Origin of the sequence: Flavobacterium sp. HJSW_4 (genome assembly GCF_042436695.1) — a bacterium.
GTDB lineage: Bacteria > Bacteroidota > Bacteroidia > Flavobacteriales > Flavobacteriaceae > Flavobacterium.
In genome coordinates this window covers 183,702-197,307 of the sequence record NZ_JBHNPP010000006.1, presented here as the reverse complement: position 1 = coordinate 197,307, position 13,606 = coordinate 183,702, and the positions used below count along the sequence as shown (strand labels likewise).

The following is a 13,606-nucleotide window of genomic DNA, read 5'->3' as shown; positions in this document are numbered from 1 at the left end:
TTATTTCACGTTTATGTTTTTAAATAGTATTTTTAAAATCTAATCTAACCCAATGAAAAATACCATTTCGCAGAGAGTTGCCGATTTTTTAAAGAATTATCCGCCGTTTAATTTTCTTCATCAGAGAGACTTAGAAAAGCTTTCTGAGCAGATTTCTATTATTTACAAAGAAAAAGATTCAGTTATTTTTGCTGAAAATGACAAAACCCACGATTCTTTTTATGTGGTTCATAAAGGAGCTGTTGCGCTTAAAAAAAGCACTAAAAATACTGTTTTAGATATGTGCGATGAAGGTGATATTTTTGGATTGCGTCCGTTATTGGCGCAAGAAAATTATATCATGGAAGCGGTGGCTCACGAAGAAAGTATTTTGTACGCTATTCCGATTGCTGTTTTTAAACCTTACGCGCTTGAGAATAGAAATGTTGGTAATTTCTTGATTGAAAGTTACGCATCGAATACGCGAAATCCGTATTCGGATATTCATAAAGATAAACTGTATGGTGATGATGATCAACTGAATGAAAATCTGCATTCTAGCAATCATTCTTTTGACTTAGCTCCTATAAAATATTCAAAAAAAATTGTGACTTGCAGTCCGTCAACTACGGTAAAAGAGATTGCAAAAATCATGAGTAAGAAGAAAGTCGGTGCGATTTTGATTGTTGACGAAATGCTTCCAATTGGTATTTTGACAGACAAAGATCTTCGAAATAAAATTGTTACTGGAGATTTTCCTATCGAAACAACTGCCGAAACGATAATGACAAAACCTGTTATTACGTATTCTAAAAAAATGACGGTTACAGAGGCGCAAATGGCCATGATGAAAAGCAACATCAGCCATTTATGTTTGACGAAAGATGGAACGGTAAACACAAAAGCTGTTGGAATTTTGTCTAAACATGACGTAATGGTTGCGCTTGGAAATAATCCAGCGGTATTGATAAAAGCCTTAAAACGAACTAAAAAAATTAAGGAAATAAAGCCAATTCGTAATCAAATTATGCAATTGTTGCAAGGTTATTTGGATCAAAATATTCCGATGACTTTAATTACGAAAATCATCACGGAACTTAACGAAGCCTGTACTAATCGTGTGATCGAAATTTGTTTAGAAAAAATGAGCAGTCCGCCACCTGTGAAATTCGCTTGGCTTGCTCTTGGCAGTCAAGGTCGAGGAGAACAAATGTTGCACACCGATCAAGATAATGCGATTATTTATGAAAATGTAAATGAAGTTTTTAGAGATGAAACCAAAGTGTATTTTCACAAATTTGCCGGTCTTGTCAATAAAGGACTTTTCGAAATTGGATACGATTATTGTCCTGCTGAAATGATGGCTTCGAATCCAAAATGGTGTATGAGTTTGGACGAATGGAAAAGCCATGTGCATCATTGGATTACAAATCCTGGTAAAAATGAGGTTTTATTGTCGTTTATTTTCTTTGATTATAGTTTAACTTACGGAGATACCGAGGTAGCTAATCAATTGTCTGATTATATTTTTGAAGATTTAAAAGCAAATCCGATTTTTTATATGCATTTGGTGAGCGGTGCTTTGCAAAGCCCTTCTCCTACTGGATTCTTTAGACAGTTTTTGGTTGAACAAGACGGAGCCAACAAAGATAATTTTGATATTAAACGAAGAGCTTTAATGCCTTTAACAGACGCCGCGCGCGTTTTGATTTTATCCCATTCTGTTAAAGGAATTAGCAATACAGCGGAACGTTTTGAGAAATTGGCGGAACTGGAGCCTAACAATAGTGAGTTGTATTTATCCTGTTCGTATTCGTTTAAAGCTTTGTTGAAATTCAGAACGAAACAAGGTCTTCTGCATCACGATTCTGGCCAGTTTATCGAATTGGAATCTTTAACCAAAATGGAAAAAATTAAACTGAAACGTACTTTTAAAACCATTAAAGAACTTCAAGAACTTATTTCTGTACGTTTTAATATCTCAAATCTAGTCTAATGAGTTTATTCAATTTTTGGAAAAAAGAGGAAAACAATCTATTTGATGAAAACATCACGATTGAAGAAACTCGTTTTGTGGTTTTAGATACTGAAACAACTGGTTTTGATTATGAAAATGATCGTATGTTATGTATTGGAGCATTAGTACTTCAAAACGGAATTATTTCTGTTCAAGACAGCTTCGAAGTGTATTTAGAACAAGATCATTACGATAAATCGACAGCTCAAATTCACGGAATCCTGAGAGATCTTCTTATTAAACGTCCGACAGAAATGGAAGCTTTACAGCAGTTTCTAGATTTTCTAGGAGACTCGATTATCATTGCACATCATACTATTTTTGATGTTACGATGATTAATAAGGCTTTAGAAAGAAATGGACTTCCGCATTTAACCAATAAAAGCTTAGACACAGCTTTTTTATATAAAAAGACTTTAATTCAATCTCATTTATTTGAACGAAAGGATCATTACACTTTAGACGATCTTGCAGACAAATTTGATATTTCCAAGAAAGATCGTCACACTGCATTGGGCGATGCCTACATCACAGCTATTGCATTTCTTAAGATTGTAAAGAAATTGAGAGAGAAAAAAGCAGTTAGTTTAAACCAACTTTTTAAATTTTAAGATTTTTTTATGAATCTTAAATTTACATTTCATGTTGATAATTTACTATTTAGTAATATAAGACTTATAAAAATTAGCGAAAAAGAAAAATAGCCATAACATGTATTTTGTTTTTGAAAGATAGCTTTGTTCTAATCAAAAAAACACAAAAACAATTATGAAAGCTAACTTTTTAAAATCAATTACCTTGCTTGGAATTGCAGGTCTTTCTGTAATGAGCTGTAATGATGACGACAACAAAAATTCGAATCCAGTCAATACGGCTATCGATTTTACATCACAATCAAAAACTCCTGCTTTTGTGTATGCCATGTCAGGATTTGAAAACCTTAAAATCAGCACTTTAATTAGTAGTGAAGATGTATTGCCAGAATCTCCAACATTTATTTACGGAGCACAGCCAGACGGTGCTGGATTAATGAAAGATCCAAATGGAGATGGCTATATCATGATTACTAACCACGAAATTATACAATCAGTTTCTAGAGTTTATCTTGATAAAACTTTTAAACCTGTAAAAGGAGATTACATTGTAGATGCAGTCGGCGGTATGACGCGTTTGTGTTCTGCAACTTTAGCTACTCCAGAAATTCACGGTTTCGGGCCTCTTTTCTTGACAGCGGGAGAAACAAATCAGGAAAGTATGGTTCACGGAATTAATCCGCTTGGATTAACAACAGAAAAAAGCAGAAAAGACAGAATTTTGCCTGCTCTAGGTAAAGCAAGTATGGAAAATGCTGTTCCGTTAACGAAAGAAGCTTATCCTGGTAAAACTATCATCATGATTGGAGAAGATCAATCGTACACTACTGCTCATGCAAGTGCGGGACAATTGATCATGTATATGAGTTCTACTGTTGGAGATCTTTCTAATGGAAAATTATATGCCTTGAAAAGAAATGATGGAAATCAGGTAGAAACTTCAATCACACTAAACAATTCGTATCCAGTAACTTTTGTTGAAATTCCAAATGCAAAAAACCTTACTGGTGCTGAAATCAATACTACAGTAAATGCTGCAGGTGCTATTCGTTTTTCAAGAGTAGAAGACGTAGATTATAGAAAAGGAAGCGCAAGCAACAACAGAGAAATCTATTTTACTGCAACAGGTCAAGCTGTTGGAGGTAGTACTCCTGTTGATGGTTATACAATGTGGGGAAGAGTTTATAAATTGAAAATGGATGCTACAGATCCTTTAAAAGGAACTTTAGAACTAGCTGTTGAAGGTGACAGTACTCCAGGAACTGGAATGATCAACCCTGACAACCTTTGTGTTACAGAAAACTACGTTTATATTCAAGAAGATGGTGATAGCTACTATACAGAAGCAAAACACGATTCTTATGTATGGCAGTATAATATTGCAACAAAACAAAATAAGCCTTGGTTAAATATGAACCACAAAAGAACAGATACTGCTTGGAATACTTTATACAATCAGACTGGAGAAACAAAACTTGGAAGCTGGGAATATGGTGCTATGCAGGACATTTCAGATGTAATTGGTGTTCCAAATACTTTTGCATTAAATATACACCCGCACACTTGGCAATTGGATAAATTCAAAAATGCTGATGGTTCAGGAACAACTTCAAATAAAGAAGGCGGGCAAACTGTTATTATTAGAAATGTAGAAAGATAGTATTTACAACCTTAACAACTTACGACCCTTATTTTTTAAATAAGGGTTGTTTTCATTTAAAAATATGATGAAATCTAAATACTATATTTTACTTTTCTTAGCCGCATGTTTCCTCTTTTCATGCAAAAAAAATGAAGTCTCTACAACCAGTTCTGTAAAGCAAGATTTAATTATTGATTTAAATAAATTAAACAACGAAATTGTACATTTTCAAAAATTAGTCAGTAATAATAAATCACAGAAAGAAATTGTAGAACAGTTTAAAAAATCCCGTTTAGCTTATAAGAAAGTAGAATGGGCAATTGAATATTTTATGCCCGATATTGCCCGATTTATGAATGGCCCAGCTTTGGATGAAATGGAATTGGAAGAAAACAAGTCTTTTGAACCACATGGCTTCCAAGTAATTGAAGAAATAATCTATCCGGAATATAATATTGCAGATAAAGATAACGTAATCAAGGAATCAAAAATTTTTCAATCGAATATAAAACAGGTTCAAAACATTTTTGAAGTTATCACGATTAGCGATAATCACATTTTAGATGCTGTTCGCCAAACCGTTTACCGTGTTATAACATTAGGAATTACGGGTTTTGATAGTCCGATATTACAATCTTCTATTTCTGAAACTGGAGAAAGTTTAATTTCGGTCTTAAAACCGATGGAATCAATTAATTCCAATAGTAAAACATTGGAAGAATTGAAAAAACTAACACGTTCAGCACAAAAGTATTGTGAAGAAAACAACAATTTCAACACGTTTAACAGAGCTATTTTTATTACGGAATATTTGAATCCGATTTCGAAGAAAATCAAAACTTTCCAAAAAGAAGAAAATATTAAAAACGTAAATAAAACAAGTCCGTTAAAACCAGAAATTGAAACTTTGTTTGATAAAGATGCTTTTGATGTAAATGCGTTTGTACTTTCTCAAGAATATAATTTTACAGCAGACAAATCAAAATTGGGCGAAAAATTATTTTATGACACCAATCTTTCAAAAAACAACAATAGAAGTTGTGCAAGCTGTCATAATCCAGAAAAAGCATTTACTGATGGTTTAAAGACAAATGTTTCGTTAACGGGATCAAATCTTGCTAGAAACACTCCTACTTTAACCTACGCTTCTCTTCAAAATGCTCAATTTTGGGATATGCGTCAGTTAGATTTGGAAAAACAGAGTGTTGATGTTATTCAGAACAAAGATGAAATGCACGGTTCGATGGATGATATTCATGCTAAGATTCTATTGAACAAAGAATATCTCGCTCTTTTCAAAAAAGCCTATCCAAAAACTGCAAAACCAGAAGCTTGGCAAATTCAAAATGCAATTGCAAGTTATGTACGTTCTTTAAACGCTTTCGATTCGAGATTTGACGAATATATGAGAGGAAATAAAAATGCTCTGAATAATGAGGAAATTGAAGGAATGAACCTTTTTATGGGGAAAGCAAAATGCGCCACCTGCCACTTTACGCCTTTGTTTAACGGAACTGTTCCTCCAAGCTATTCTAAAAGTGAACATGAAGTTATTGGAACTCCTCAAGATGCTTCTGGCAAAAAATTAAGTCCAGATCAAGGACGTTACATATACAATAAAATGCCTCAATTGGTTGGTGCTTTTAAAACTCCAACAGTCAGAAACGCAGCCGTAACAGCTCCTTACATGCATAATGGCGTTTTTAAAACGTTAGAAGAAGTCGTTGATTTTTACAACAAAGGTGGCGGACAAGGTTTAGGTTACGAAGTCGAAAATCAAACATTGCCTTTTGATGAACTTAAGCTGACTAAAAATGAAGAAAAAGCTTTAGTAGCTTTTATGAAAACACTTACGGATAAAAAATACCAGTAAAAACCAAAATAGATTTCAGCAAATCAAAAACGCCAGAACTTTAAGTTTCTGGCGTTTCTGTTTTATTTAGTTTTCTATAAAAAGACGATACGGAAATACGTTTGAAGATCTGTTTTTTAAGTTCTTCATAAAACTCTCACACAAGTAATCCCATTCTGTTGCCGATAAATACTCTTTTTCAATCGGATTCACTTTTAAATGAATATCTACAGTTCGGCTAAAACCTGCCTTTACCGAGATTTCTTTTCGTGTTCCTTTTTCTATCTTAATATCTAAAATACAGCTTTTAAAATGATTAAATCCAAACGCTTTTATATCTGCAAACGTTACAATTCTTCCACGAGTCAGCAAAGCGTTACGATAGGCTAAAATTCTGTCTTTATTATTTTGCTTGTTCATTCCGCCAACAGTATTGGTAATCAATATGGCTTCTTTACTTACAAACTGCATATCTTCTTTGGTTTCTAAAACAGTTCCAGCTTTTATGTCATTCCCTTCTTCTGCACAAGTAGACCAATAATGTATTGAAAATGATTTTCCTAATGACTCATCAAACTTAGGCTTAATCATTAAATAAGGATCATTATTCTTAGAAAAGCTACTTTCTTTGGCCTGCTGTTCTACAGAAGCTAAAAGCTGATTGATTTCAACCAAAGAACTGTTCATAAAATCTTTTCCTAAACCTGCAAAAGAAGAACTTTCATCTTTTAACAAGTCTAATACATTTTGAAGCAATTCTGATGCACTTCTAGAATCGAATCTGGAAACCCCACCTGTTCGTAATACTGCATTTCCTTCTTCAATAACACCGTCTTTAAATTCCTTTATTTCGTAGTGATTATTAAACCCATCGATAACCGTATCAACATCCAAATAGATATTATTATCTGTTTCTAATGCGATGTACGACAAGAAATTACCAAGCGTTTTATTTATGATATGCTTCTTTTTGTTTATAACAGGAAAGCAATTTGCCGTAAAAGAAACATTATCTAATATTTGAGGAATTAAAGATTCTGGAAAAACCATTTTTACCCAAATAATAGGATTATCGTTCCTATTTGTTATCGCTTCAAAACATTTATATTCTTCACCATATTGATTAATAGGTTTATGTTTTAATGCTCCTTTTAGTGTATAAAAATTATCAAAATAATACTCATTTACCTCCTGCATTATCTCGCTCAAGTGCGTGTAATTACGATTTATAATACTTTCTATATCAATATTATGTATAGGAACATTATATCCTTCTTCTACCGTGATTTGCACATCATCCTGAAAACACTTCATTTGTTTCAGGTAATAATGAAACATTTCTTTTTGATGCGTATTTTTAATGTCTATGTACAGCATTAAATCTTCCAAATCCAATGCTTTTGGATTTTTTAATTCAATTCCCATAAACACGATACCAGACGGAAGAGAATGTTTATAATCACGAATCGAATCTTTATAAAAGAGATTCGAAATTTCGAATAAGTTTCTCTCGTACGCTATATACTTTACCTCAGCAGAAGATAATTTCACTTCTAATGTTGGAGAAAGCGCAATTTCTTTGGTTATTGGAGCTAAAGGATTATAAATATTATGAATTCTTCGACTTGCCGACATTTGATTCTGCAATGAAACTTTCATATTATTATCTATCGGCAAAGCATGCAAAATGGCTCTTGCCGGCTTTACTCCCGCTGTAACTTCTGGAAACATGATATCTAAAACCCTTTCTACTACACGGGTTTTCGAATCTTCAAGTTCATGGGCTACTTTTTCTAACTCATAAGATAATGCATTAAGCATCATTGATACCACAGGATCAAAAGATGTTTCCATCTCAACATCTGAAAAGCCCCATGATCTAGCTGCTCTTTTTAGCACTCTGTCTTTTATTCGATCTTGTCTCATTGTTTATTATATTATTGACTAAGAAATCTGTTTAAACTAAATAAGATATTATTTGAAAAGTTTAAATTTAGTTTTCAATATAAATACTCTTTACTAATTTTTCTTTGCTAATCTTCCAAGAATCCGATTATTGTCTAAGAACCATTGGTTATTTAAATTCTGAAGTTTTATGTGCTCTCTCGAACTCGCAAATGGTCCTGGATTTTGTTGAATTATTTCGATGGAATTTTCTTCAACCTTAGAAATAATTGCAACGTGACCATAAGGATTAAACAATGATTTATTATAAATTATAATGTCATTTTCTTTTGGTTTTTCTTTACTTGGATTTGAAAATTGAATTAAGTTTCTTTTTTCATTCACTTTTCCATCCTCAACCATTTTATCATAAAAATCGACAGCATTTCCATACGAATCAGGCATTTTATGTTTTAGATATTGATAATAATATCTTTTAATAAACTCCACGCATTGGTATTTCATTCCCAAATTATAGCCATCATCAGTCAGATTTCTACCTGTCGAGTTACCTACACCTCCATTGTAATATACATTTACACCGTTTAGACTATCAATTTTTTCACCAATAAAATGATTCGAATTCCAGTTGACTTTTTTTATAATGACTACAACAGCATATATTAAAATTAATACACTAATGGAGATTATAATTATTTTCTTCATGTTCTAGATCAATAATTAAATGGCCTTATCACCAAGATTTGCTGCCCAAGATTTAGATTCTATAACTGGATAATTTGGTGTTTTTATTTTCAATGAATTGTTATTCTTTTTAGCTTTTTTGTAATTATCATACACACACTGATAGTTTGGCATATACGCTTTAGTTGATCCAAATGTAAAAGTATAAACAGGCACAAAGCAAGTCAGATAACTAGAATCTACAAAGGTATATTCATACTCTAATTTTTCCAGAAACTCTTCATTTGTAAGTTTCTTAAATTGATCTGACAGATTTACCCTTTCGTTTTCTGTAAAACCTTTTACATTTTTAACTGCCCATTCAGGAAGTTCTTTTTTTATACTTTCTATTTGATTATTAGTTAATGCAAGTGGTAACTTTTCCTTTATCAATGTTTCGCTGATACACTCACAATCCTCATTTTTAATTTTATCATTTATTTGAACAGGTGTATTTCCCCAAATTTCATAAGTACCATTTTCTGTTCTGCATGACATATTTTTAAGATAGTACTCGTTGAGCAAAAAGTACCCAAAAATGATAATAATAATTAAAACAATTGCTTTTTTCATGTTTACATTGGCTTAAAAGTTTGCATTTCAGGTGGTACTCCGTCTGGCGATGGTGCAGCTTTAACATTGTGTCTTGCCCCGTCTGGATCAAAAAGTGCGCCATCAACTTTTTCCATATTCGATTCTATGTCTTTCCAATCATTCCATCTTTTTATTTCTTCTGCTGTTAATTTATACTTAGCATTCAACAAATGAGCATATATATCACCACATCTTACTTTGTTAGGTTTTATGTTTTTATCCCCTTCACGTATTTTCATATAGTCAGAAAAACATAATTCATCTTTTGTAAAGAGGGTTTCTTCATAATCGCTTCTTCTCAAATAAGCATAAACAATTGCTTTTGTCTGATTAGAAATTTTTTGTGCAATACTTTGCGCAGAATACAATGGCATTTGAACAGTTTCAAACTCATCATGAGATATAGGAATTCCTGTTGTAGATACTCCTAATGGGGTTGATTTACTGAGTTGTTTTTTATAAACTGATTCATCTATATCTGGATTTCCTAATCCTGTCCTACATGCGAAACTATAAATATGTGAATCCCTATCAAAAGCATCTTTGTTTAATTTTAAAACTTCTTCTTCTCCAAAAGAATAGTCTGAAGTATCATTATATAGTCCCATTCCTAAAGCAATTTGACCAACTAATCCATGACCGTAAAATAAAAGTTGTCTTACTTTGTAATTTTTTCTTTCTGTCGAAATTTTATCCTTTTTAGTTTTGTCTCCAGTATTGATATAATTGATTATTTCCTGAGCGCTCTCGACTTCAAAAAACTCTCCTCTATATAAATTTATAACGGCATCTTTAACTGCTTTTAATTGTTTTGGCTTATAACCGTCTTTACACATTAATACAGAAAATCGAATATCCTTGTTCATTTTTATTCTTCTAATAGCCTGAAGAGCAAACATCATTTTACTACCTGGCCCAACATCCTTAAACAATACCGGCATACCATCACTTCTGTGATTTTGAGTTCCAATTACAATAATATGTTGCAATGGTTTCGCTGCTAATTGTAGATCAACACTTGCTGAATCATCTGCTTTTTGGTAAAAAGCATACATTTTTGCTTTTTTAAAACTTTGATTGAATTTAAAGGAAATTATTATTTTTTCTCCTTCCAGTTTATGAAGAGATGCCGTACCAAGAATAATCTCCTTCGAATTTTCATCTAATTTTACAGCCCACTTTAATAGTGTAAGCTCTGTTTTTGTTGGTTTTCTACTAGGTGTAGCTTTAAAAACGTAAGATGTTCCTAAATTAATTTTCTCAACTAATTTACCTTTATCATCAAATGGGCCTTCAAGTTTTTTTATACGAATGTCTGTTGGAGGTTTCCTATCAGTATTTTTATCGTAGTTCACTCCCTTTTCTCCGTTTTGAACGATTTTATTTGAAGACTGATTTACTATTTCAGCTGCATCGTCTCTAATACTCCCCGATGCATTATCTGAAAAATTGTTGGCCAATATCGTTATTTTCCCCATAAATTATACATTTAAAAGATTTTTCTATTGCACTGATGTGAGCATCTCGCTCATACGCTCAATTTGAATTATTCTTAACAAAATATCACAAGCGGGACGCTAACGTCAGCAGGAGATCACCAAATATTGACAATGTTTGCATACATAACACGTGGTGCTTTATTTTGTTTTGTAAGAAAATTTAAATATTTTATCATATTTTAGACTGTATGCATTAATAATGATACTATCTATACATTCTTTATATGGTAATATTTTTTCTAATCGAGTATAAACTGTATGAGAATAATTTAGAATTTTTTCTTGTGTTTCAATGCTTTCGCTACAAATATTCAATTTGACTCTCTGCGAAATTTTTAAATTTTGACAATTTTCAAGTTTATGACTTGAAATTAATTCTATATAGGTATAACTTCCTCCTTCGGTCTCTTTAATTAAAATATCTTCAATTTTTTTTAATTCTTTAGATAGTTCTTGTTTTGGTTCTCTTTGATTCCCATAAGTCATCAGATTAGCATAAAAAAGAAATCCTATTACAAGTAGAGATAAAAAAACAAGTAATATTTTAAGTTTATTCCTCATTCTGAATTTATTTTATTTTAATAATTGGAGAACAGTTAAAAGTAAGATATTCATTGCCTATTTTATAAAACAAGGTTTTATTAGCAGCTTAAATTTGTTGTTTGCCTGAATATACTTTTTTGTCATATTCACCTATTGCTTCAAAAGTTTTTACATTTTTCAAATCCGCTATTCTTTTAAAAACATCTGTACTATTTGTCCAGCCATTCACTCCTGACCATCCTGCATTTTGTTCGATTGAAATACCAGATTTTTTCACGCCTTTTATGGTATGCTCATTAGTTACCCAATCTACTACAGCATAATATTTTCCCTATCTCTTAAATTTAAAATATTTCAGATCTGACATAAGAGGGTGGTATATTGAACTAAAAAAATGTATTGTAGTTGATAACTTGGAATAGTTGTCCAAGCATCTCGCTCGTTGCGCTCAATTTAAACTATTCTTAACAAATATCACGAGCGAGATGCTCGCGCCAATGAGGGATATACCTCAAATAGATTATTTAAAAATGATTTTCATTACTTGAAAGCCACTCTTTCCATTCAATATTACAGTTGTATTTTTCTAAATATTTATCTTTAGACAACGTGTCCAATGTTTTCCAATAAGGAATCCAATATTTTATTGAGTAATCTTCCTCAATACCTTGATTCCATCTAGGACTACCATCAAAAATATCTGGAAAAACAACCCAAGGAGGCAATAACTCTTTTTTGGGACTAAAAAAATCTGTCAAGAGATCTTTTGTCATTTTATCGTCTATAAAAAACTCTATATAATATAACTTTTCATTTATTCTATTGAGCTTCAATTTAAATTTATTAGACATCTTTATCTTGTCAATAAAATAAAGCTTCAAATTCTCAATATTAATAGCATGATTTGATTTTAAAAAATCATCATACGTCTCTGCATTTAGATAAAATCCCTTATTGTATTTATAAAATAATTTAAACATTCTATTTTAATTTTCATCAATATAATCTGCAATCCAATCTGCTCCAAAATATCCTGCTGTCCCAAAGAAAATACTACCAATGGCTCCACTAATTAGAGCTCCTGGCCCTGTCTCAATTCCTATTGCCACACCTGTAGCTGCTCCGATTTTAGCCCCAGCAATAGCTCCTCCCCATCCACCAACTTGGCGAATAGTTTCCGCAGCAATAGGTTTAATAGAATTTTGTTTGAATGATTTCTCACTTGCTTTTTCCAACTCATATGCCGTTATAACAATGCCAATTATATTAACTATCCTCAATCCCTTTGTTATTTTCATCGAAACTGGAGACTTAATGGCATTAGCTGGGACATGTCCTTCTATTAAAGTTTCTCCCTCAACATTTTGTACAGCATTAATCACCTTTTCCAACCTAGCTTTTGCTTGAGGAGTAGGTGCTTCATTTTGTAATCTTTTTAAGTCAGCAACTATATCTTCGGTAGAATGAATTTCACACCCTGCTTCTATAGCTTTTTTAATATCAATATATTGAGGAGTTCCGTTAATATTAGGTGCTCCCTTTGGCAATGTACTTCCTGATAAAAATCTACTTTGATTTAATCCTGCAGCATGCTCTCCTATAGTAATATTTGATTTCATATTTGGTGGAGTCATACCAAATTTCTCATACATATTACCATTAACAAACTCAATGATTTTATCAGGCCTTGGAACAACGACTTTTCTAACTATTTTTCCAGAAGGAAGTAACTCATCAGCAATTATAAAAACAAAAGCACCTCCATGATTCATATTATTTTTGAACCTTAATCCCACACTAACTGCATCATCAGATTTCTGATAAAAAGCATAAATTTTCGCCTTATCAAAATCACGATTTAATTTAAGAGGTAGGATAATTTTATTTCCTTCTAATTTGTTATAATTTGCTGTACCAAGGATAACCTCTTTTTCATTATTATCTAATTTTATAGCCCATTTTAGCAATTTAAGTTCTGTAACAGTAGGTTTTCTGGTAGGTGTCGCTTTGAAAACATAAGAAGTTCCTAAAGCGATTTTCTCTACCAATTTTCCATTTGCATCAAAAGGCCCTTCAACTTTTGTGATACGAATATCCGTTGGCGGTTTTCTATCTTTACTTTTATCATAGTTAACCCCATTTTCACCGTTTTGAACTATTTGTTTTTCAGAATAATTTCTGATTTGAGCCGCATCTTCTCTAATACTCCCAGTTGCATTTTCGGAAAAATTCTTAGCTATTATATTAATTTTTCCCATA

Annotated in this window: 12 protein-coding genes; 4 read left to right on the top strand and 8 right to left on the bottom strand. The window is 32.1% G+C overall.

The genetic code is table 11. The features are described from left to right. The first annotated feature begins 52 nt into the window (after positions 1-52). The 4 genes from ACE01P_RS08090 to ACE01P_RS08075 all read left to right on the top strand — a co-directional run bounded on the left by ACE01P_RS08090 (position 53) and on the right by ACE01P_RS08075 (position 6,104). Positions 53-1,975 (top strand): DUF294 nucleotidyltransferase-like domain-containing protein, encoded by a 1,923-nt coding sequence (locus ACE01P_RS08090; protein ID WP_379696062.1) that lies wholly within the window; start codon positions 53-55, stop codon positions 1,973-1,975. Then, complete coding sequence (locus ACE01P_RS08085; RefSeq protein ID WP_379696060.1) at positions 1,975-2,607, top strand: PolC-type DNA polymerase III; 633 nt, start codon at positions 1,975-1,977, stop codon at positions 2,605-2,607. The genes ACE01P_RS08090 and ACE01P_RS08085 overlap by 1 nt, the downstream gene beginning before the upstream one ends. A gap of 157 nt (positions 2,608-2,764) precedes the next feature. Further along, positions 2,765-4,249 carry a hypothetical protein gene (locus tag ACE01P_RS08080; RefSeq protein ID WP_379696058.1) on the top strand — a complete coding sequence of 495 codons (1,485 nt, stop codon included), beginning with the start codon at positions 2,765-2,767 and terminating at the stop codon, positions 4,247-4,249. Positions 4,250-4,313: 64 nt separating this feature from the next. Next, entirely contained in the window at positions 4,314-6,104 is a 1,791-nt protein-coding gene (locus tag ACE01P_RS08075; RefSeq protein WP_379696056.1) for a cytochrome-c peroxidase, read from the top strand. 66 nt (positions 6,105-6,170) lie between these two features. Here ACE01P_RS08075 and ACE01P_RS08070 read toward each other — a convergent pair whose 3' ends face one another. The 8 genes from ACE01P_RS08070 to ACE01P_RS08035 all read right to left on the bottom strand — a co-directional run bounded on the left by ACE01P_RS08070 (position 6,171) and on the right by ACE01P_RS08035 (position 13,605). Continuing rightward, entirely contained in the window at positions 6,171-8,009 is a 1,839-nt protein-coding gene (locus tag ACE01P_RS08070; protein WP_379696054.1) for a hypothetical protein, read from the bottom strand. A gap of 93 nt (positions 8,010-8,102) precedes the next feature. Then, the gene (locus tag ACE01P_RS08065; RefSeq protein WP_379696052.1) at positions 8,103-8,693 is read right to left on the bottom strand and encodes a CHAP domain-containing protein; all 591 of its coding nucleotides are present in this window, start codon (positions 8,691-8,693) and stop codon (positions 8,103-8,105) included. A 15-nt stretch (positions 8,694-8,708) separates the two neighbouring features. Next, the gene (locus tag ACE01P_RS08060) at positions 8,709-9,284 is read right to left on the bottom strand and encodes a hypothetical protein (protein ID WP_379696050.1); all 576 of its coding nucleotides are present in this window, start codon (positions 9,282-9,284) and stop codon (positions 8,709-8,711) included. A 2-nt stretch (positions 9,285-9,286) separates the two neighbouring features. Further along, a complete protein-coding gene (locus ACE01P_RS08055) occupies positions 9,287-10,783 on the bottom strand; it encodes a hypothetical protein (RefSeq protein ID WP_379696048.1) in 1,497 nt (498 codons plus the stop codon). Positions 10,784-10,942: 159 nt separating this feature from the next. Continuing rightward, complete coding sequence (locus ACE01P_RS08050; protein WP_379696046.1) at positions 10,943-11,365, bottom strand: hypothetical protein; 423 nt, start codon at positions 11,363-11,365, stop codon at positions 10,943-10,945. An 88-nt stretch (positions 11,366-11,453) separates the two neighbouring features. After that, entirely contained in the window at positions 11,454-11,624 is a 171-nt protein-coding gene (locus tag ACE01P_RS08045; protein WP_379696044.1) for a hypothetical protein, read from the bottom strand. Positions 11,625-11,871: 247 nt separating this feature from the next. Then, positions 11,872-12,327 (bottom strand): hypothetical protein, encoded by a 456-nt coding sequence (locus tag ACE01P_RS08040; RefSeq protein ID WP_379696042.1) that lies wholly within the window; start codon positions 12,325-12,327, stop codon positions 11,872-11,874. A 6-nt stretch (positions 12,328-12,333) separates the two neighbouring features. After that, positions 12,334-13,605: a hypothetical protein gene (locus tag ACE01P_RS08035; protein WP_379696040.1), complete on the bottom strand. Its 1,272-nt coding sequence runs from the start codon at positions 13,603-13,605 to the stop codon at positions 12,334-12,336. Between the last annotated feature and the right edge of the window lies 1 nt (position 13,606).